This is a genomic window from Kushneria phosphatilytica (assembly GCF_008247605.1).
GTDB lineage: Bacteria > Pseudomonadota > Gammaproteobacteria > Pseudomonadales > Halomonadaceae > Kushneria > Kushneria phosphatilytica.
The window spans coordinates 2387454-2406741 of record NZ_CP043420.1 but is presented as its reverse complement, the minus strand read 5'-3'; the positions used below and the strand labels follow the sequence as shown (position 1 = coordinate 2406741).

The following is a 19288-nucleotide window of genomic DNA, read 5'->3' as shown; positions in this document are numbered from 1 at the left end:
ATTATTGTGTATGGACGCTTCACCAGTTCGTATTCAGGCATCGGATAACGGATTTTCAGGAGATAACATGACTCAGCATCAACAGCTTGCCGTGGCACTCGAGCGACTTGAGTCTTCGATGCGGGCCGGCGATCTATGGAAACAGGAGCCGCCGCCCGAAGAAGCCTTTGAAAGTTCGGAACCCTTCTGTATCGATACCATGACCCTGCCGCAGTGGTTGCGCTTTGTTCTTTGCGCGCGCCTGCGAGAAAGCCTTGAGCAGGGGAGTGCTCTGCCACAACAGTCGCAGATTGCACCAGCTGCCGAGCTTCAACTGCAGGGGCTTTCCACCGGCCGGCGACTTCCTGTACTGGAGTCGCTGCATGACATTGATCATGTGCTCAATACCGGGCATCTGCGGGAACAGGCATCGTCATGAGTGAAGTGCATTACTATTTTGCTTATGGCAGCAACATGAATCTGGCACGCATGAACGCGCGTGTAGGAGAAACGCGGGCTGCGCTGGCCGCGCGTCTTTCAGGATGGCGGTTGACCTTTGACAAGGCGGCCCGAATCGAGGGGGTGGCACATGCCAATGTCACTCCCGACAGTCAGGCAGTGGTGGAAGGGGTTCTACACGAACTGACACATCCTGAACAGATTGAACTGATGGATCCCTACGAAGGTCATCCGGACCAGTACCGTCGGCGTATCGAGTCCCTTGAAACAGAGCATGGAATGCTCCGTGGCTGGGTCTATGTAGCGCTCCCGGAGAAGGTTGAGAGCGGGCGTCTGCCTGCGCAGGAGTACATGGCTCATTTACTGGCCGGCAAGCCCTGGCTGTCACCCGGTTATTATGAAGCACTGCGGCAGCAGCCTTGTGTTGAAGGCCTGGAAGCGGATGCGCTGCAGGAGATCGGTATTCGGCAGCGTTCGTCCCACTGATCGGGGGCGTCCTGCCAACGTAAAAACGCCGGCCCGAAGGCCGGCGTGATATGACTTCCGATCGTTTCCGTCTTAGAAACGGTAGGTGACACCACCGCCCACGGTAACCGGATTCAGCTTGTCGTGACCGCCACCGCTGTAGTCAACGTCAACATCGGTGTACTGGGCAAAGCCGTTGACGGCCCAGTTATCAGTCACCTGAAGATCGACACCCAGCTGGCCGGTCCAGCCCCAGCTGCTGTCATCAACGCCGCTTCGATCATTCAGGTCGGCGCCATTGAAGCGCATGTAGGTAGCACCAGCACCTACATAGGGCTGCACCCTGGCATCAGTACCGCCCAGCGGATAGTACTGAGCCAGCAGGCTGTAAGGGCGTGCCTTGAAATGGCCGCCATTGTCGGCGTCGTATTTCGCGCGGTTGCTGGTGTTGAGTTCTACACCGATCTTGTCAAAGGGCATGACACCAATGGCACCCGTCCAGCCGTGATCACTGTCGTACTTGCCAGTGCCGGTGGGCTCGGACTTGGTAACATCGCCACGGACGAAGACATCGCCCTGGCCATAGGCCAGTGCAGACTGTGCAGCAAAGGCACAGGAACCGGCGACAATGGTAGCAGTCAGGATTCGGGACATTTTCATGATGCATCTCCTTGCAAGAGCCGGGCTTCGACCCTGATGGTTCTTCTGATTAGAGAACACTGTTCTCTAAAGGATGGATGCAATATAAAAAACACTGTTCGATTTGTCATCCCCCTGGTGTGAAAAAAAATGTAATCAATGTCATAAAGTAAATATATGGCACGTATCGAGTGCACTCATCGGCGACTGGAGTGAAACATTCCTTCCCAGCGTTTCAGCAGCCTGGAGTCCAGCTCACAGTCGAGATAAGTCGCCAGGAACCGTTGCCATGTAGAGCTATCCCACTCATGCAGCCGGCGGGCAAAGACTTCGAGATCGCGCAGTCGTTCTCGACGTGCATTGATCAGGGGGCGGGATTTCTCAAGATCGATAAAACGCGCTTCGAAGGAGTTCGACTGCTCGCTCAATGGGCGCAGGAACACATGTTTGGCATAGAGGCTTCCGTGGCGCCAGTGTTTCTGATGAAGTCGACGCAACAGGCGCGCACAGCTTTCGACAATTGCCTGCCGAGTCGCCGGATCGAGGGTCGGCCACTGCTGATGCCAGTGCATCATGTCCTGGTGGTCATCCAGCGCCGGAGTAAGCAGAATGGCGCGCCACTGACCGGGTCTGCGTCGTTCTCCATACCAGGCTGCTGTCAATGCCGGAATGCCCAGTCGTTCGAAAGCGCGGATATTGCGCATCTCGCGGGCAAAGGTAGGTTCCCCGAGAGGGCGCTGCAGGCTGCGGCCGAGATGATTGGTCTGACGCTTGAGAAAGAAACGCTGCGACCCATGGGGGCCTTCCAGTGCCAGTATGGCAACTTCCGAATGACCGCCACGTTCCAGATTGGGGGCGTCGACGGGAGGCAGATCAAGTGCCCAGAGCTGTTCAAAGTCATCAAGTTCATGCTGTCTGAGCAGGGCGCGGTAATGGGGATCGATAATATTCTTCATTGATTGATCATAAAGCATTTCTGCTCAGAGGTGCATGGCACGTCAGCAGCGTCTTCAAGTCAATAATGATTCAATCAGCCTAATGAGTCCGACAAAAGATAATCTACTGAGAAAAGCCAGTTTCAGAGAGGCAGGGAATGACAGCAGATAAGGACGGCTGGACACTTTCACTGGTGATTCCGGTCATGAATGAGGTGGAGGCGGTAGAGCCCTTTCTATCCGCCATTGACGCCACCCTGCGTGATGTTGCGCCAAGGCTGGAAATTCTCTTTATTGACGATGGCTCCACCGATGGCACTGCTGAAGCGCTAACAGCAGCGTCAGAACGTGATCAACGTGTACGCTGGCTCAGGCTGACACGCAACTTTGGCAAGGAGGCAGCCATGTCGGCCGGGATTGATCATGCCATCGGTGATGCCGTAGTCCCCATGGACGTTGATCTACAGGACCCCCCCGAACTGATTCATGAGTTCGTTCATAAATGGCGCAATGAAGGCTATGACATGGTGTATGGGGTGCGGGGGTCGCGTCACGAGGATACTCGCAGAAAGCGCACCTCAGCAGGACTGTTCTACAGTTTTTTCAATCGTCTCTCGACTACTACCATTCCCAGCAATGCCGGCGATTATCGCCTGATTGATCGTCGTATTGTCGAGGCCCTGCGTCAGTTGCCCGAGCGCAGCCGTTTCATGAAGGGACTGTTTTCCTGGCCGGGGTATCGGTCGGTAGGCGTCTATTATGATCGTCCGGCGCGGCAGGTGGGCAATTCCAAATTCAACTTCTGGAAGCTCTGGAATTTTGCGCTTGATGGGCTGGTCAGTTTTTCGACCTGGCCATTGCGAGTCTGGAGCTATATCGGTGGTGTCGTGGCGCTGCTGAGTTTCTTCTATATTGTGATTCTGCTGACAAAAGTAATGATCTTCGGAAGTCAGGTGCCGGGTTATGCGTCGCTGATGACAGCCATTCTGTTTTTTGGCGGCATGCAGCTGATCTCGGTCGGTGTGCTGGGGGAGTACATCAGTCGCCTGTTCATAGAGGCCAAGCAGCGACCGCTCTATTTGATCGAGCATGACAGTGGTGCAGATCGGAAGCCGTTGCCACAGGCGAGACCGGCGGTGAAGGTAGACATCTCGTGAAGGCGATGCTGGGTGAAGCCGGACGAATGACCCGCTTTGGTCTGGTGGGGGGCGCAGCCACGCTGATTCATCTGTTGGCGGCAGGCGCTCTGCTGGGGTTTTTTACCGGTCTTTCGCCCTTTATTGCCAATATTGTGGCATTTCTGATGGCGTTTCTGGTGTCTCTCCATGGTCACCGACACATCACCTTCAAGCAGCAGGGGAGCGGCGTTAAATTCTTCGTGGTTGCGCTCTCCGGATTTGCACTCAACAATTTTCTGCTGGCTTCCATGCTGGCCGTCACGCCACTGCCTGATTTCGTGGCGCTGACCATTTCCACGCTGGCTGTGCCTATCGTCTCGTATCTGGCTGCCAGGCTGTGGGCTTTTCGCTAACAGGAAAGCCTTGCGGTTCAAAAGACTCATCATGAAAATGAAAAGCCATCCCGGCAGGGATGGCTTTTACAGGTACTTCAGACAAGTCGCTTACTGCGCAGGGGCGACGCTCATGCTGTTGCCCGAGCCAATCAGGCGCACCCGCTGGCCCACCTGATACTGGGTGTCGGCCTTCTGCACCACGACGACATCCTGCCCGGACTCGGTGCGGACCTGGATCTCGTAAGCGCCTACACGGTTGGCACTGTCCTCGACCTTTTGGCCGGCCACGGCACCACCGATACCCCCCACGGCAGTGGCCAGTACCCGCCCGGAGCCGCCTCCGACCTGGTTGCCAAGCAGTCCACCGAGAATGGCGCCACCAATACCTCCCAGACCGGTATTATTCTGATTACCGGCCTGGATGGTCACTGGTCGAACGCCCGTGACGGTGCCATAAGTGACATTACGAGCCGTCTTGGCCTGGTTGCCGGTATAAGTATTGCCGGAGTAAATATCACTATTGGCGCAGCCGCCAAGAGTGAGTACGCCCAACAGGGCTACGGCAAGATAGCGTTTCATGAAATGCGCTCCCGGGGGACTCCCCTTGCCAGCGTGTAATGAGGGCATTATCGAACAATGTTTTGGAAAAGTCAGCCGTGTTTGAATATATCGCAGCAGGGTATCATGGCTGCGAAAATCGTGCCTGAACTGTAGCCGGCATGCTGGATCCTCACCAATCAGCGGCTGCTATCCGAGGCCAATCCGCCGGGTTCTGCTACAAGTGAACGTCTCATGTGATAGTGCGGCAGTCCGGCATCGAGAAATTCTTCTCCATGCGCCACAAATCCCAGCCGTTGATAGAATGCCAGCGCATGCGTTTGTGCTGCCAGTTCACAACAGGCGTGACCACATCGCGTGGCAGTGGCAAGTACGGCCTGCATCAATTGCAGACCCAGACCGTAACCCCGCCATTCCGGCAACAGGGCGACCCGGCCGATATGGCCATCCGGGAGTAAACGAGCGGTACCTGCCGGCGCATCGTCCATGTACAGCAGAAAGTGCATGCAGTCCGGATCAAGGCCGTCGATTTCCTCACTCTCGCTGACGCCCTGTTCCTCGATGAAGACCCGGCGGCGGATGGCGAGACATGAAGTTCCCAGTGTATGCCAGTTGCCCTCATCAATAGTGATGTTCACGTCTCTTCCTCGTCACTCTCTTCGACCCACTGCAGGCTGCCATTGGCCAGTAACTGCACAAGGATTTCCGGCGCATCGGTACAGGCCAGGATGTCGACGTTGATCGGCCGCGTGTCGGCAAGCCAGCGAGCCAGGGTAATCGAACAGGCAATGCCATCGCCATCGGCAAAAAGCGTGACGCTATCGCCGCTGCCATGCCAGGCAAAACGAGAGCCGAGAGTACGCTGCAGCTCACCTCCTGCTGCTAGATGAGTGCGGACATCCGTCACTGAAGGCGCCTGTTCGGGTGGTATCAGTTGATCGGGATAACGAACCTGGGTCATGACTCGACCGAACCACTGGGCCATTGTTGTCGGATCATCCAGCGCACTGAGCATGGCATGGCGCACCCGCTCGAGGGCAGCCTGGTCAATCTCGCCGGGGTGAGAAACCGGCTGCAGATCAGCGTCGCTATAGCGTTCGGTCTCCGAAAGCTGTTCGCCGAGGTAGTCCGCCCAGGAAGTGACCATTTCGTCCATTGATGGAGCACGAAAGCCGATCGAGTAGGTCAGGCAATCTTCACTTTCACTGACGCCGTGATGTGCAATACGGGGGGGGATATAAAGCATGTCACCGGGTTCCAGCACCCAGTCCTGATCGGCTTCGACTTCGAAGTGCGCCAGGATACGCAGGTCAATACCCTCTACGATCGGCGCCTGTTCATCGACCAGACCGCCCAGTTGCCAGCGCCGCTGTCCGCTGCCCTGCAGCAGAAAGACATCATAATTGTCGACATGTGGACCGACGCTACCGCCCGGTGGGGCAAAACTGACCATGACATCGTCCAGCCGCCAGCGGGGGAGAAAGGTAAAGTGCTCAAGCAGTTCGGCAACTTCCGGCACCCAGTGGTCGACCGCCTGTACCAGCAGACTCCAGTCCTGTCGCCCAAGTCGATTGAAGGTCGCTTCGTCGAAAGGGCCCTGATGGAGCTGCCAGGGGGTGCGATCCCCCCTGACTTCCACCAGGCGTGATTCCACTTCTTCCTCACAGGCCAGCCCGGCCAGATCATTCGGCTCCAGTGGAGATTCGAAGTCGGGAAAAGCACCGCGAATCAGCAGTGGCTTCTTCTGCCAGTATTCATGCAGAAAAGTGGTAACGTCCATTCCGCCCAGTGGCAGTGAAGCGCTCATGAAAAACCTCGCGCAGTGAAATGGCTGAATATGCGGGTAGCCAGGCTCATTGCTGCTTTCAAAGCCCGTGGGCCTGATCGGCGGCACTGCCGATATAAGTAGCCGGTGTGAGGGCCTTGAGCTCCTTTTTGACCTGCTCGGGGAGTTCGAGCGTGTCGATAAAGGCGGCAAAACCAGCCTGGTCAATCCGTTTGCCGCGAGTCAGCTCCTTGAGCTTCTCGTAGGGTTGTTCGATACCGTAGCGACGCATGACGGTCTGTACCGGTTCGGCCAGTACTTCCCAGCTATCGGCCAGATCCTCATCCAGTCGTGTCGGATTGGCTTCGAGCTTGCTCACCCCCTTGAGCGTGGCCTGCCAGGCAATCAGGGCATGTGCCAGTCCGACGCCCAGGTTGCGCAGTACCGTGGAATCGGTGAGATCCCGTTGCCAGCGCGAGACCGGCAGCTTGCGAGCCAGGTGCTCCAGCAGGGCATTACTGACCCCGAGGTTGCCTTCCGAGTTCTCGAAATCGATCGGGTTGACCTTGTGCGGCATGGTTGAAGAACCGATCTCGCCTGCCACGGTGCGTTGCTTGAAATATCCCAGTGAAATGTAGCCCCATACATCACGGTCGAAGTCGAGCAGAATGGTGTTGAACCGACACAGGGCATCGAAGAATTCGGCAATATAGTCGTGGGGTTCGATCTGAGTCGTGTAGGGATTGAAGGTCAGGCCCAGCGCCTCGACGAAAATACGGGCATTTTCGGCCCAGTCGATTTCCGGGTAGGCCACCATGTGGGCGTTGTAGTTCCCCACTGCGCCATTGATCTTGCCGAGCATTTCCAGTGATTCGAGCTGGGTCAGCTGACGCCGCAGGCGCCACGCGACATTGGCCATTTCCTTGCCCAGCGTGGTGGGGCTGGCGGTCTGACCGTGTGTTCGCGATAGCATGGGTTGCTCGGCATGCTCGTGAGCCAGTTGCTCAACGGCTGTGACCACGTCTCGCATGGTGGGCAGCAGTACCTCATCCAGTGCGCCGCGCAGCGTCAGGGCGTGAGAGAGATTGTTGATATCCTCGCTGGTGCAGGCGAAATGCACGAACTCGCTGATCGCTGCCAGTTCCGGGTGCTCGGCAAGGCGCTCCTTGAGGAAGTATTCGATTGCCTTGACATCATGATTGGTGGTCCGCTCGATCTGTTTGATGTGCTCGGCATCGGCAACATCAAACTTCGCGACCAGGGTGTTCAGGAAGGTGTTGGCCGACTCGGAGAGAGCAGGTACCTCGATAATCCCGGGATGCGTGGCCAGTCGCTGTAGCCAGCGCACCTCGACGAGCACCCGGGCACGAATCAGGCCGAATTCACTGAACCAGGGGCGCAGCGCTTCGGTTTTGCTGCCGTAGCGGCCGTCGATGGGAGAAATGGCGGTCAGCGCAGAGAGTTCCATGGGCATGTCCGAATGGTATTTTGTAGAACGCCCGGGCAAGGCCTCGGGCCGAACGGTGATTCAGTCTATCGAGGCCAGGGCGCGGCGTAGTCCGCTGCGTCCCAGTACCAGTTTCCAGCGACGCCCGCCCTGTTGATGCCAGAGCAGGGCAAAGCGAACACCGGAAAGTAATCCGGTGCGTACGCGTTCGGGCATCATGCGACTCTGCAGCAGGCTCGGATCACCATTGACGACCACTCGGTAACGAAAGGTCGATAGCGTGTCCTGGTAGATCTGACCGAGACTGGCGATGACATTTTCATGTGTATCGCCGAAGTGGCGGGCCTGATCGTTCACCCGATCCAGACGCTCGCTCAGGGTGCTCATCATCTGTGGCTGTTTGCGCAGCTTCTGCATCAGCAGCACCATCGAGAAGCCGTAGCGCATGACATTGGGGGCCATCTGTCCCCGACTGAGCACCGTGTCGAGTGTTTCGATCCCCAGACGCAGGTTGTTGTGGTTGCCTCCATAGATCGACTCGAAAGTCTCGGGCTGGGTATCGATGGTGGCTCGAACCAGGGTTTGCCAGGCGCGCTCGTCGGCGTGCCCCGTCCTGGCCAGCTCATCGACCACTGCTGCTGCCTGAAAGACGCCCGCCAACGCCAGCGCCTGTCGTGCTTCACGATTCATGCCGCCTGCTCCAGTGCCCGTTCGATGCTGGCAATCACTCCTCCGCCAAGACAGACTTCGCCCTCATAGAGCACCACGGACTGGCCGGGAGTGACGGCGCGCTGCGGCGTATCGAAGTGAACGATGATGCGTCCATCATCAAGTACGTCAACTTCGCAGGGCTGGTCGGGCTGGCGATAACGTACCTTGGCCTGTGCCCGAAAATGTCGGGCAGGCGGTTCACCGGTCACCCAGTGCATGTTTTCAGTGGTCAATGCATGGCTGTAAAGAAGCGGGTGATGCTGCCCCTGTACGGCGATCAGTACATTGCGTTCGAGGTCCTTGTCGGCCACGAACCAGGGGGATTCAGGGTAATTCTGCAACCCGCCGATGCCGAGCCCCTGTCGCTGGCCCAGGGTGTAATACATCAGCCCGATGTGCTCGCCAATGACATCACCTTCCGGGGTTTCGATCCGGCCAGGCTGAGCAGGCAGATACTGGTGCAGAAAGTCGCTGAAGCGGCGTTCGCCAATGAAACAGATACCGGTGGAATCCTTTTTGCGCGCAGTGGCAAGATCGTGGTGTTCGGCAATGGTTCGAACCTCACTCTTGTCGAGCTCGCCGATCGGAAACAGGGTGCGCGCCAGCGCCGGCTCGGCGACAGCATGCAGAAAATAGCTCTGATCCTTGTTGCCATCGAGTCCCTTGAGCAACTGCACATGCCCGTCGTTTTTACCACGACGCACATAGTGGCCGGTGGCAATCAGATCGGCACCGAGCATTTCAGCGTACTCCAGAAAAACCTTGAACTTGATCTCACGATTGCACAGGACATCCGGGTTGGGCGTGCGACCGGCACGGTACTCCTCGAGGAAGTGTTCGAAGACGTTATCCCAGTATTCGGCAGCGAAATTGGCTGTGTGCAGCCGAATGCCGAGACGATCACAGACGGCCTGGGCATCAGCCAGGTCTGCACGGGCGGTACAGTATTCGGTCCCGTCATCCTCGTCCCAGTTCTTCATGAACAACCCTTCAACGTGATAGCCCTGCTCAAGCAACAGCAGGGCCGTCACCGAGGAATCGACACCGCCGGACATGCCGACGATGACCTTGCGACCGGTTTCGGCATGAGAGGCAGAGAGGGTCATCAATACACTCGCAGGATCAATGGCAGGAAATTGAGATGGCATATTATACCCGATGCAGCAGCACTCCTTAACCGGGGGAGGGATGCGAGAGGTCATGAATTATCGAGAGAGGATGGCAGATGCCGGCACGGGCATCGTGCAGGCGGCGCAATACCAGTGGGCTACGCAGACGCTGCTGGGATGCAAGGCGTTCGATGGTCGCCATGTCGAGCCAGTGGGCGGCAATGATCGCCGCATCCAGCCGGGTATTGCGTCGCTGCTCCGGGCGCGCCAGGAAGGTATGACTGTGGTAGGTAATCCCGTCGGCAGCCGTATTGATATAAAGCCCCAGGTAACCGGTCAGGCTGATCTGCCAGCCGCTTTCCTCCAACGCTTCACGACGTGCCGCGGTTTCGAGGCTCTCACCGGCTTCCAGATGCCCGGCGGGCTGATTGTATACACTTCCCCGGTGGGATGATGAGCGCGCCGGCTCTTCGACCAGCAGATAAACACCGTTGTGTTCGACCACACTGGCCACCGTGACATGCGGCAGGAAGCGATCAGTCATGAACGTCTCCGTCGAGGGCGCTGGTGACGCCGATTGTGGCTTGCGCCGCTGCGCGGCAGATGAATGGTCTCTTCGCGCCATTCGCCCGGTGCGAGTCCTGCCAGTTCCCAATTGCCGATCGACCAGCGAATCAGACGCAGGGTAGGGTAGCCGATATGGGCCGTCATGCGCCTTACCTGACGATTTCGACCTTCGGTCAGGGTCAGCTCCAGCCAGCAGGTCGGCACACTGGCCCGATAGCGGATCGGCGGCTCTCGGGGAGGCGCTTTTGGCCATTCGAACCGCCGTACTCTGGCCGGTCGGGTGGGACCATCATTCAGCATGACACCATGACGCAGCGCCTCGAGCGCATGGTCGTCCGGCTCACCTTCCACCTGCACCCGATAGGTCTTGGGCTGTTTCCGATCTGGGTGAGTAATGTGGTGTGCCAGTTGACCATCACGGGTCAGCAGTAACAGGCCCTCGCTGTCGTAATCGAGTCTCCCGGCCGGATAAATATCAGGGACATCGATATAGTTCACCAGCGTGGCGCGTCCCCGGGGATCGGTAAACTGTGATAGCACCCTGAAAGGTTTGTGCAGCAGGTAGAGTGTGCTCATGAAAAAGTCCTGATTGTCGACACGAATCTACTCGTTCGGGGAGGGGCGATGATATACTCCTGAACCCGTTGAATTCACTGCAGGGGAGACACCATGGGTTTCCAGAGCATCAGGGTGCCGGAAGAAGGCGCGCGCATTACCGTCAACAATGACCACTCCCTGAATGTACCGCACAACCCGATTGTGCCGTTTATCGAAGGTGATGGCATTGGCGTGGATGTGACACCTGCCATGCAGACTGTCGTGGATGCGGCTGTTGAACGTGCTTACGGTGGTGAGCGTCGTATTCACTGGATGGAAGTCTACGCAGGTGAAAAAGCGACCCGGGTTTACGGTAATGATACCTGGCTGCCCGAGGAAACCATGGAGGCGGTGCGCGATCATGTTGTCTCCATCAAGGGGCCTTTGACCACACCTGTCAGCGGAGGTATCCGTTCGCTGAACGTGGCCCTGCGACAAAAGCTTGATCTTTATGTCTGTGAACGCCCGGTGCGCTGGTTCAAGGGCGTACCTTCTCCTGTCAGGCGGCCGCAGGATGTCGATATGGTCATCTTCCGGGAGAATTCCGAGGACATCTACGCCGGCATCGAATGGCCTGCCGGCACTCCTGAAGCCGATCGCCTGATCCGTTTTCTGCGCGAAGACATGGCGGTCGATAACATTCGCTTCCCCGAGCAGTGCGGCATTGGTATCAAGCCGGTGTCCGAGGCGGGTACCAAGCGGCTGGTGCGCAAGGCCATCACCTATGCCATTGAAAATGACCGGCAGTCGGTCACGCTGGTGCACAAGGGCAACATCATGAAGTTCACCGAGGGGGCCTTCAAAAACTGGGGTTATGAGGTCGCCGTACAGGAGTTCGGTGCCGAACCGCTCGAGGGTGGCCCCTGGCAGGTGCTCAGGAATCCCGATACCGGTCGCGAGATTGTCATCAAGGATGTCATTGCCGATGCCATGCTCCAGGAGATCATGCTGCATCCGCGGGAGTATGATGTTGTGGCTACGCTCAATCTCAACGGCGATTATCTCTCCGACGCGCTGGCTGCTCAGGTAGGGGGTATCGGGATCGCGCCCGGCGCCAATCGCTCGGATGCCATTGGCATGTTCGAAGCGACCCATGGCACCGCACCGAAGCTGGCCGGTCAGGATCGGGCCAATCCGAGTTCACTGATTCTCTCTGCCGAGATGATGCTGCGCTACATGGGATGGAATGAAGCGGCCGATCTGATCCTGAAGGGCATGGAAAGCTCAATTGCCCAGGGGCAGGTCACCTTTGATTTTCATGACGTCATGGATAACGCCACACTGCTGGGTAGTGGTGATTTTGCTCGGGCCGTGGCAGCCAACATGTAACTACCACCGGGTTGTGCGCCGAGTGGTTAGCGGCCTCCGCCCCTTGTCGGGGCGGGGGTCGCTTCGTTGTGGATGAAAATCATGGTCGTCATGGGGTTCTTTTTATTGCGCAGCGGTTGCAACGGCTCTTTCGTGCCACCATCTTGATAACAACATCCAAGCCATCTGAACGCGTTCTCGAACCATGATATCGAGCGCTTCAGTCACTTTCCCGCTTGTGTTCACTGGCCCGGCAACTTATGTTCAAGACAGACAGCGATGCAGTTTTTCCGCTGGCGGTGCCGGTCGTGCGATTGGGCATGACTCCACCACCTGAGCCGGAAGAAGAAGATCATGGTGATGTGGCGGAACAGACGAGCGATCCCGAGCTCGAACAGCCGCCTCTCTACAAGGTTGTACTGCACAATGATGACTATACTCCCATGGAGTTCGTGGTCGAGGTTCTGCAGACCTTCTTTGCCATGGATCATGAAAAGGCGGTCCAGATCATGCTGGCCGTCCACACTCAGGGGAAGGCGACCTGCGGTATCTTTACCCGTGATATTGCGGAAACAAAGAGCCAGCAGGTCAACCAGTATGCTCGAGAGTGCCAGCATCCGCTGCTGTGCGACATCGACCGGGCGGACTGAACCGTCCGAGGCGGAACGAGGGGACTGCCATGTTGAGCAAAGAACTTGAACTCACCCTGAACACGGCCTTTACCGTGGCGCGCTCCAAGCGCCATGAGTTCATGACCGTCGAGCACCTGCTGCTGGCCTTGCTTGACAATGCCTCGGCAGCCGACGTGCTCAAGGCCTGCGGTGCCAACCTCGACAAGTTGCGCAGCGATCTGCAGGATTTCATCAATACCACAACGCCGCTGATTCCCGAAGATCAGGATGATCGCGAGACCCAGCCCACCCTGGGATTCCAGCGTGTGCTTCAGCGTGCCGTCTTTCATGTCCAGTCTTCCGGCAAGTCGGAAGTGACTGGCGCCAACGTGCTGGTCGCGATTTTTTCCGAGCAGGAAAGTCAGGCGGTCTATTTCCTCAAGCAACAAAACGTGGCCCGTGTAGATGCGGTGAACTATATCGCTCATGGCATCTCCAAGGTGTCCGGTCATAACAGTCAGCAGTCCGGAACCCCTAGTAGCCAGGAAGGCGAGGAAGCCGAAGAGAGCATGGGTGAATCCGGCTCGAACCCGCTGACCGGTTATGCTACCAATCTCAATGAGCAGGCTCGTATCGGCAAGGTTGACCCGCTGGTGGGCCGTGATCATGAACTCGAGCGTGTCGTGCAGATTCTGGCCCGGCGTCGCAAGAACAATCCACTGCTGGTTGGCGAAGCCGGCGTTGGCAAGACTGCCATTGCCGAAGGGCTGGCCAAGCGGATTGTTGAAGAAGATGTACCTGATGTGATCAGCGATGCCGTGGTGTATTCGCTGGATATGGGCGCTCTGCTCGCGGGTACCAAGTATCGTGGCGATTTCGAAAAACGCCTGAAGGGGCTGCTGGCCGAACTCAAGAAAGAGCCCAACTCGATCCTGTTCATCGACGAGATCCACACGGTGATCGGTGCAGGGGCTGCGTCGGGTGGCGTCATGGATGCCTCCAACCTGCTCAAGCCGATGCTCTCGTCGGGTGAATTGCGCTGCATCGGTTCAACAACCTTTCAGGAGTTTCGTGGCATCTTCGAGAAGGATCGCGCGCTGGCCCGTCGTTTCCAGAAGGTCGATGTGCTCGAGCCATCGGTTGATGATGCCATCCGGATCCTCAAGGGACTGCGCGGTCGTTTCGAGGAGCACCATCAGCTCAAGTACACCGATGGTGCCATAGAGACCGCGGTACGGCTCTCTGATCGTTATATCAACGATCGTTATCTGCCGGACAAGGCCATCGATGTCATTGATGAAGCAGGCGCCCATCAGCGGCTGCTGCCGGAAGAAGCGCGAGTCGACACCATCGATGTCGAGCAGGTCGAAGCCATCGTGGCATCGATTGCCCGAATTCCGCCAAAAAGTGTTTCCAGCTCCGATCGCAAGTTGCTGGCCAACCTTGAGCGCGATCTCAAGATGCTGGTCTTTGGCCAGAACGAAGCGATCGACAGCCTGTCGGCCGCGATCAAGCTTTCGCGTGCCGGTCTGGGGTCTCCCGACAAGCCGGTGGGCAGCTTCCTGTTTGCGGGACCGACCGGGGTCGGCAAGACCGAGGTGGCGCGTCAGCTGTCACAGCTGATGGGCATTGGCCTGGTACGCTTTGACATGTCCGAGTACATGGAGCGTCACACCGTGTCGCGCCTGATTGGTGCGCCGCCCGGGTATGTCGGCTATGACCAGGGGGGGCTGCTGACCGAAGCCGTGACCAAGCAGCCGCACTGTGTGCTGCTACTGGATGAGATCGAGAAGGCGCATCCGGATGTATTCAACCTGCTGTTGCAGGTCATGGATCACGGGCGTTTGACCGATAACAACGGGCGTGAAGCGGACTTTCGCAATGTGATCGTGATCATGACGTCCAATGCCGGTGCCGAGCAGGCTTCGCGCCGGTCGATCGGTTTCCAGACTCAGGATCATTCGACTGACGCCATGGAAGTCATTCGTCGTACCTTTACGCCAGAGTTCCGCAATCGACTCGACAGCATCATCCAGTTCCATCATCTGGATACGGAAGTGGTGCGCAGCGTGGTCGACAAGTTCCTGGTGGAACTCCAGGCGCAGCTGGATGAAAAACGGGTTCAGCTGGATGTGGACGAGGAGGCTCGCGCATGGCTGGCCGAGCACGGCTACGACCCTGAAATGGGGGCCCGGCCGATGGCTCGACTGCTTCAGGAGAAGCTGAAGAAGCCATTGGCCGAGATGATCCTGTTCGGCGATCTGGCCGATAACGGTGGTACCGTGCACGTCACGGTTGAAGGGGGAGAGCTGCATCTGGCGACCGAAGCCGAGGTCGCCTGATCGGCGCGCCCGCCATTTCGTGCGGGCGTCTCCTGTTCCAACCCATCATGCCCTGTCTGCGGACGGGGCATTTTTCATGGACAGAATATGGGCAGGCAGTCAGCTCGGCGCCGGTACGATGGCAATCGCGTGATGACCGATCAGATCAGTCGCGAGCGGGGCAGAAGGGAAGAGCCTGCGGACACATCCGCCGGCACAGGGCATCAGCGAGAGCGATAGACAATACGGCCCTTGGAGAGATCGTAGGGCGTCAGCTCAACCTTGACCTTGTCGCCGGTCAGGATGCGGATATAGTTCTTGCGCATTTTGCCCGAAATATGTGCTGTCACGATGTGACCATTCTCGAGTTCGACGCGGAACATGGTATTGGGGAGTGTGTCGACTACGACACCTTCCATTTCAATATGGTCTTCTCTTGCCATATGGCGTCCTTCCTTGTGGGGTAATGGGGCGATGCCGATGGTTATAGTGCATCGTTGCCGTATTTGCCACTGCGCTCATGGTGACATGATCGGGCAGGGCTGTCTGTGCGGCGTAATATTTTGCCTGATCCGGCGGGGCAGGGCAAAAGCAAGTGCCCTCGTTTTCAAAGTCGACACTTATGTCTGTATGGGAATACTGCGTTGCCAGTGACGTCCATGCAGATATTCCAGTGGCTGAAAATTCTGCTTGTAACGCATCTTGCGGCTCTGCTGAATCCAGTAGCCAAGGTATACGTGGGGCAGTCCCCGCGTTCGGGCATGTTCGATCTGCCACAGGATGACCCAACTGCCCAGCGAGTGTCGCTGCCAGCTCGGATCCGGGTCAAAAAAGGTATAGACGGCTGATAGCCCGTGTTCGAGTTGATCCATGGCAGCTACAGCCACCAGTTGTCCGCCATGGCGAAACTCGACCAGTCGGGCCCAGTCATGTTCAAGCGTTAAAAAACTGCAGTATTGATTGCGGCTGGGCGGGTACATGGCGCCATCAGCATGCCGTGCCCGAATGTAGCGTTCATAAAGTGCGTAGTGCTCGGCGTTGAATCTGGCAGGCCTTTCATGTGCTGTCAGCTCGCGGTTGCGTCTCATCAATCGCCGCTGAGTTCGGTCGGGCGTGAAATCCTCGACCGGAACGCGTACCGATATACAAGCCTGGCATTTTCGGCAGTGTGGGGTATAGAGATGCTGACCGCTGCGCCTGAAGCCGAGCACCAGCAGGGCGCCATGAATTTCCCGGTCCATGGGCAGAGCCGGATCGAGAAACAGTGAAGTCGATTGCTGTCCGTTCAGGTACCCACACTCATGTTCGGTGCTGAGATAGAAACGCAGTGCATAACGATTGGCGCTGCTGGGGGTGTCGGAAGCGACAAGGGAGTCGGACACTGGCCGAGACCTCACGACAGGCTTTTGAAAGTGTTTCAGATCGGTGCCCACGGCGCAGGTGGGTGATCGATCCAGGCATCATGTTCAAGATAACGAATGAATTCGTTTCGGTCGATTTCACGCGCCCCCATGCTGACCAGATGATCAGTGTGTACCTGACAGTCAATCAGGGTAAAGTCGAGCGCCTGCAGGTAGCGGGTCAGTTCTGCCAGCGCAATCTTGGAAGCATCCGGCTGAAGGGAAAACATCGATTCGCCAAAGAAAACCCGTCCCAGTGCGATGCCATACAGGCCGCCTGCCAGCGTTCCGGATTGCCACACCTCTACGCTGTGGGCATAACCCAGTCGATGCAGGCGTGAATAGGCGGCGCGGATCCTGTCGGTGATCCAGGTCCCCTCATGCTGTGCACGTAGCGCCCCGCAATGATGAATGACGCTGTCAAAGGCGCAGTCGAGCGTGACGCTGAAGCCGCCATTGCGCCATCGCTTGGCCAGACTGCGTCGCACTCGTAATTCGGCAGGGAACAACACCAGGCGAGGGTCCGGACTCCACCAAAGAATAGGATCCGATTCTCCAAACCAGGGGAAAATGCCGCGCACATAAGCGGCCAATAGCCAGTCAGGCGTCAGCGCGCCGCCAGCGGCCAAAAGACCGTCGGGTTCGCGCAGGGCCTGATCGACCGGTGGAAACTGAATCGGCAGGGCTGCCAGCCATGGCACCATGGGTCTCTCGTGATGATCTGATGACACCCCCTATCATACGGGATGACAGCATCTGCGCCGAGCCGGATCGAGTCACTCGATGCAGGGGATTTCAATAAGTTTTGCTTAAAGAAAATGGCAGAAATGCCGTGATTGACGACCATTGCGCCTGTTTCTGATGGCGCTTGACCGTTAATGACAAGGATTCATGCCATGCCCCGACTCATGTTTCGTTCACGCCTGTCAAAAATGACGATAGGCGCCAGAATGGCGTTATTGACAGGTATTGTGGTGATCGCAGGCTTTCTGCTTCTGGCCTGGGGGCTTTCCGCGCGTATCGAGCAAATGCTCAGGACTCAGCAAAAGAGTGCCATGCAGGCACAGACCCAGCGTGTCAGCGAGATGATTGCCCTGTTTGATCACAGCCTGCAGCAGCAGACAGTACATTTTCTGAAACTCTTTACAGGTCAGCAGTTGCAGCCACCCTATACACTGGATAGTGCCAGCCGTATGGAGGTGAAGGGCAAATCGGCGCCGGTGCTGGCTGATCGTCGTGGCGTATTGACGCTGGATACCGAGAGGCTCGATGCATTCAGTGACATGGCAGGGGCGCCGGTCACCATTTTTGCACGCACCGGCGATGACTTTATTCGCGTGGCGACTTCACTCAAGAATCAGCAGGGCGAGCGTGCCATGGGTACGCTGCTGGACAGGCATTCGCGCAGCTACGCCCAGCTGATGGCGGGCAAGCCCTATTCCGGCATTGCCACTCTGTTCGGGATTCCCTATATCACTCGCTATGAGCCGATGTTCAATGAGAACGGCAAGGTAATTGGGGCGAGTTTTATCGGTATCGATATTCGCAGTGAACTCAATGATCTGAAAAGCCGAATTCGTCAGTTGAAAGTGGGCGAGACCGGGGGCTTCATGATTGTTGATGCGGCACCGGGTAAGCAACAGGGCCGGGTGATCGCAGGAGGAGAGCAGGAGGGGCAGTCGTTGCTGGATCAGACTGATGCTGATGGCAAGAAGATCTGGTCGGCGATGTTCGATGCCAATAGCGGCACACTGTCGTATGTATTGCCGGGTGGTGGGGCTGGCGCCGAACGGACCACTTACTTCAAGGCCTATCCGGATTGGCAGTGGGTGATTGCCGCGACCGCCCATGATAGTGAAATCGATGCCGCCATCGCCCGGATACGCTGGCAGCTCATGCTGGCCGCGCTGGTGTTGTCACTGCTGATTGCCGGCAGTTTGTACTGGCTGATGCGCCGACAGATCACCCGCCCACTGAGCAGCGTGGTAGAACTGGCGCGTCAATTGGCCGAGGGGGATCTCCGGCACCGACTCTCGACTCGTCGGCGTGATGAAATCGGGCGATTGATTACCGCCATGAACGGTATCGGTGATGGTCTTGATCGTATTGTAGGAGAAGTACGGGGTGTGGCCGGAGACATTCATGCCAGCAGTCATTCGCTCAGTAACGGTAATACCGATCTTTCCCGGCGAACCGAATCCCAGGCTGCAAGCCTGGAAGAAACTGCTGCCAGCATTGAACAGCTCAGTGCTACGGTGCGCCAGAACACCGAGCACACCCGTCAGGGGCGCGCACGTACTGAAGACATGGCACGCATGGCCGAGGAAACCCGTGCCCAGGTCGGCCACACCGAGCGCTCCATGAGTTCACTCAACGACAATGCCGAAAAAATTCGCGATATTGTGGGGGTGATCGACACCATTGCCTTTCAGACCAATCTGCTGGCACTGAATGCTTCGGTCGAGGCGGCTCGAGCCGGGGAGCATGGCCGGGGATTTGCCGTGGTGGCTGAGGAGGTCCGACGCCTGGCCAGTCGTAGTGCCGAAGCGGCAGCGGATATTCAGCGTCTGATTGGTGATGCGGTCAATGGCATTCAGCTTGGTAACGAGGAAGTGCAGGCCATCGGTGCCCGAATGGGTGAGTTCATGAACCGGGTCGAGGCTGTGAACCACCTGGTTCGGGATATCAATCAGGCCTCCGACGAGCAGTTGGCGGGCATCGAGCAGATCAATACGGCCGTGGCCGAGCTGGACAATGTGACGCAGAATAACGCCGCTCTGGTCGAGGCTTCAACGCAGACCACCCGCCAGCTCGATCAGCAGTCGCAGTCGCTGCTCAAGAGCATCGGCATGTTCCGTCAGCGTCATGCCAGCGAGGACAAAGAGGCCATGCAGAGCTGAAATC

The 19288-nt window shown here is 57.5% G+C and carries 21 protein-coding genes; 8 read left to right on the top strand and 13 right to left on the bottom strand.

Going from position 1 to position 19288, the window contains the following annotated elements; translation table 11 throughout:
• Positions 1–67 precede the first annotated feature (67 nt).
• Both FY550_RS11115 and FY550_RS11110 read left to right on the top strand, forming a co-directional pair.
• Positions 68–418 carry a YqcC family protein gene (locus tag FY550_RS11115; RefSeq protein ID WP_070979036.1) on the top strand — a complete coding sequence of 117 codons (351 nt, stop codon included), beginning with the start codon at positions 68–70 and terminating at the stop codon, positions 416–418.
• Positions 415–924, top strand: coding sequence for a gamma-glutamylcyclotransferase family protein (locus tag FY550_RS11110; protein WP_139148706.1), 510 nt, complete (start codon positions 415–417; stop codon positions 922–924). The genes FY550_RS11115 and FY550_RS11110 overlap by 4 nt, the downstream gene beginning before the upstream one ends.
• A gap of 72 nt (positions 925–996) precedes the next feature.
• Here FY550_RS11110 and FY550_RS11105 read toward each other — a convergent pair whose 3' ends face one another.
• Both FY550_RS11105 and FY550_RS11100 read right to left on the bottom strand, forming a co-directional pair.
• Entirely contained in the window at positions 997–1563 is a 567-nt protein-coding gene (locus FY550_RS11105; RefSeq protein ID WP_070979034.1) for an OmpW/AlkL family protein, read from the bottom strand.
• A gap of 176 nt (positions 1564–1739) precedes the next feature.
• Positions 1740–2498, bottom strand: a complete 759-nt coding sequence (locus FY550_RS11100; protein WP_070979261.1) for a lipopolysaccharide kinase InaA family protein — start codon at positions 2496–2498, stop codon at positions 1740–1742.
• Positions 2499–2635: 137 nt separating this feature from the next.
• Between FY550_RS11100 and FY550_RS11095 the strand changes: the two genes are divergently transcribed.
• The gene (locus FY550_RS11095; protein ID WP_070979032.1) at positions 2636–3634 is read left to right on the top strand and encodes a glycosyltransferase family 2 protein; all 999 of its coding nucleotides are present in this window, start codon (positions 2636–2638) and stop codon (positions 3632–3634) included.
• A gap of 5 nt (positions 3635–3639) precedes the next feature.
• Complete coding sequence (locus FY550_RS11090; protein ID WP_070979259.1) at positions 3640–4008, top strand: GtrA family protein; 369 nt, start codon at positions 3640–3642, stop codon at positions 4006–4008.
• A gap of 90 nt (positions 4009–4098) precedes the next feature.
• Here the strand turns inward: FY550_RS11090 and FY550_RS11085 are convergent, their stop codons facing one another.
• The 8 genes from FY550_RS11085 to FY550_RS11050 all read right to left on the bottom strand — a co-directional run bounded on the left by FY550_RS11085 (position 4099) and on the right by FY550_RS11050 (position 10723).
• Positions 4099–4569 (bottom strand): outer membrane lipoprotein, encoded by a 471-nt coding sequence (locus FY550_RS11085; RefSeq protein ID WP_070979029.1) that lies wholly within the window; start codon positions 4567–4569, stop codon positions 4099–4101.
• A gap of 158 nt (positions 4570–4727) precedes the next feature.
• The gene (locus FY550_RS11080; protein WP_070979027.1) at positions 4728–5186 is read right to left on the bottom strand and encodes a GNAT family N-acetyltransferase; all 459 of its coding nucleotides are present in this window, start codon (positions 5184–5186) and stop codon (positions 4728–4730) included.
• Positions 5183–6355, bottom strand: a complete 1173-nt coding sequence (locus FY550_RS11075) for a cupin domain-containing protein (protein WP_070979256.1) — start codon at positions 6353–6355, stop codon at positions 5183–5185. Before FY550_RS11075 ends, FY550_RS11080 begins: the two co-directional genes overlap by 4 nt.
• 58 nt (positions 6356–6413) lie before the next feature.
• A complete protein-coding gene (gene purB, locus FY550_RS11070; RefSeq protein ID WP_070979025.1) occupies positions 6414–7781 on the bottom strand; it encodes an adenylosuccinate lyase in 1368 nt (455 codons plus the stop codon).
• A gap of 60 nt (positions 7782–7841) precedes the next feature.
• Positions 7842–8450 carry a high frequency lysogenization protein HflD gene (gene hflD, locus FY550_RS11065; protein WP_070979022.1) on the bottom strand — a complete coding sequence of 203 codons (609 nt, stop codon included), beginning with the start codon at positions 8448–8450 and terminating at the stop codon, positions 7842–7844.
• Complete coding sequence (mnmA, locus tag FY550_RS11060) at positions 8447–9577, bottom strand: tRNA 2-thiouridine(34) synthase MnmA (RefSeq protein WP_070979253.1); 1131 nt, start codon at positions 9575–9577, stop codon at positions 8447–8449. Before mnmA ends, hflD begins: the two co-directional genes overlap by 4 nt.
• Positions 9578–9644: 67 nt before the next feature.
• Positions 9645–10124, bottom strand: coding sequence for an NUDIX domain-containing protein (locus FY550_RS11055; protein WP_149054533.1), 480 nt, complete (start codon positions 10122–10124; stop codon positions 9645–9647).
• A complete protein-coding gene (locus FY550_RS11050; protein WP_070979020.1) occupies positions 10121–10723 on the bottom strand; it encodes a pseudouridine synthase in 603 nt (200 codons plus the stop codon). Before FY550_RS11050 ends, FY550_RS11055 begins: the two co-directional genes overlap by 4 nt.
• Positions 10724–10816: 93 nt before the next feature.
• Between FY550_RS11050 and icd the strand changes: the two genes are divergently transcribed.
• From icd to clpA, 3 genes are all read left to right on the top strand, one after another.
• On the top strand, positions 10817–12073 hold the full coding sequence (gene icd, locus FY550_RS11045; protein ID WP_070979018.1) for an NADP-dependent isocitrate dehydrogenase: 1257 nt from the start codon (positions 10817–10819) through the stop codon (positions 12071–12073).
• 299 nt (positions 12074–12372) lie between these two features.
• Positions 12373–12702, top strand: a complete 330-nt coding sequence (gene clpS / locus FY550_RS11040; protein WP_233350201.1) for an ATP-dependent Clp protease adapter ClpS — start codon at positions 12373–12375, stop codon at positions 12700–12702.
• Between the two features lie 29 nt (positions 12703–12731).
• Positions 12732–15005 carry an ATP-dependent Clp protease ATP-binding subunit ClpA gene (clpA, locus tag FY550_RS11035; RefSeq protein WP_149054532.1) on the top strand — a complete coding sequence of 758 codons (2274 nt, stop codon included), beginning with the start codon at positions 12732–12734 and terminating at the stop codon, positions 15003–15005.
• Between the two features lie 203 nt (positions 15006–15208).
• On the opposite strand, the gene infA is transcribed toward clpA, so the two are convergent.
• From infA to aat, 3 genes are all read right to left on the bottom strand, one after another.
• Positions 15209–15427 carry a translation initiation factor IF-1 gene (gene infA, locus FY550_RS11030; protein WP_025732678.1) on the bottom strand — a complete coding sequence of 73 codons (219 nt, stop codon included), beginning with the start codon at positions 15425–15427 and terminating at the stop codon, positions 15209–15211.
• A gap of 177 nt (positions 15428–15604) precedes the next feature.
• A complete protein-coding gene (locus FY550_RS11025) occupies positions 15605–16366 on the bottom strand; it encodes an arginyltransferase (protein WP_070979013.1) in 762 nt (253 codons plus the stop codon).
• Between the two features lie 35 nt (positions 16367–16401).
• On the bottom strand, positions 16402–17088 hold the full coding sequence (gene aat, locus FY550_RS11020) for a leucyl/phenylalanyl-tRNA--protein transferase (RefSeq protein ID WP_070979011.1): 687 nt from the start codon (positions 17086–17088) through the stop codon (positions 16402–16404).
• A 192-nt stretch (positions 17089–17280) separates the two neighbouring features.
• Between aat and FY550_RS11015 the strand changes: the two genes are divergently transcribed.
• Positions 17281–19284 (top strand): methyl-accepting chemotaxis protein, encoded by a 2004-nt coding sequence (locus FY550_RS11015; protein WP_070979008.1) that lies wholly within the window; start codon positions 17281–17283, stop codon positions 19282–19284.
• Positions 19285–19288: the final 4 nt, after the last annotated feature.

Excerpts from the sequence above, each read along its gene's own strand:
- clpS (WP_233350201.1), top strand. The coding sequence starts at position 12,373 with ATGACTCCACCACCTGAGCCGGAAGAAGAAGATCATGGTGATGTGGCG.
- FY550_RS11095 (WP_070979032.1), top strand. The coding sequence starts at position 2,636 with ATGACAGCAGATAAGGACGGCTGGACACTTTCACTGGTGATTCCGGTC.
- FY550_RS11100 (WP_070979261.1), bottom strand. The coding sequence starts at position 2,498 with ATGAAGAATATTATCGATCCCCATTACCGCGCCCTGCTCAGACAGCAT.
- aat (WP_070979011.1), bottom strand. The coding sequence starts at position 17,088 with ATGGTGCCATGGCTGGCAGCCCTGCCGATTCAGTTTCCACCGGTCGAT.
- purB (WP_070979025.1), bottom strand. The coding sequence starts at position 7,781 with ATGGAACTCTCTGCGCTGACCGCCATTTCTCCCATCGACGGCCGCTAC.
- hflD (WP_070979022.1), bottom strand. The coding sequence starts at position 8,450 with ATGAATCGTGAAGCACGACAGGCGCTGGCGTTGGCGGGCGTCTTTCAG.
- infA (WP_025732678.1), bottom strand. The coding sequence starts at position 15,427 with ATGGCAAGAGAAGACCATATTGAAATGGAAGGTGTCGTAGTCGACACA.
- FY550_RS11105 (WP_070979034.1), bottom strand. The coding sequence starts at position 1,563 with ATGAAAATGTCCCGAATCCTGACTGCTACCATTGTCGCCGGTTCCTGT.
- FY550_RS11055 (WP_149054533.1), bottom strand. The coding sequence starts at position 10,124 with ATGACTGATCGCTTCCTGCCGCATGTCACGGTGGCCAGTGTGGTCGAA.
- clpA (WP_149054532.1), top strand. The coding sequence starts at position 12,732 with ATGTTGAGCAAAGAACTTGAACTCACCCTGAACACGGCCTTTACCGTG.
- FY550_RS11075 (WP_070979256.1), bottom strand. The coding sequence starts at position 6,355 with ATGAGCGCTTCACTGCCACTGGGCGGAATGGACGTTACCACTTTTCTG.
- FY550_RS11115 (WP_070979036.1), top strand. The coding sequence starts at position 68 with ATGACTCAGCATCAACAGCTTGCCGTGGCACTCGAGCGACTTGAGTCT.
- FY550_RS11090 (WP_070979259.1), top strand. The coding sequence starts at position 3,640 with ATGCTGGGTGAAGCCGGACGAATGACCCGCTTTGGTCTGGTGGGGGGC.
- icd (WP_070979018.1), top strand. The coding sequence starts at position 10,817 with ATGGGTTTCCAGAGCATCAGGGTGCCGGAAGAAGGCGCGCGCATTACC.
- FY550_RS11110 (WP_139148706.1), top strand. The coding sequence starts at position 415 with ATGAGTGAAGTGCATTACTATTTTGCTTATGGCAGCAACATGAATCTG.
- FY550_RS11015 (WP_070979008.1), top strand. The coding sequence starts at position 17,281 with ATGCCCCGACTCATGTTTCGTTCACGCCTGTCAAAAATGACGATAGGC.
- FY550_RS11050 (WP_070979020.1), bottom strand. The coding sequence starts at position 10,723 with ATGAGCACACTCTACCTGCTGCACAAACCTTTCAGGGTGCTATCACAG.
- mnmA (WP_070979253.1), bottom strand. The coding sequence starts at position 9,577 with ATGACCCTCTCTGCCTCTCATGCCGAAACCGGTCGCAAGGTCATCGTC.
- FY550_RS11085 (WP_070979029.1), bottom strand. The coding sequence starts at position 4,569 with ATGAAACGCTATCTTGCCGTAGCCCTGTTGGGCGTACTCACTCTTGGC.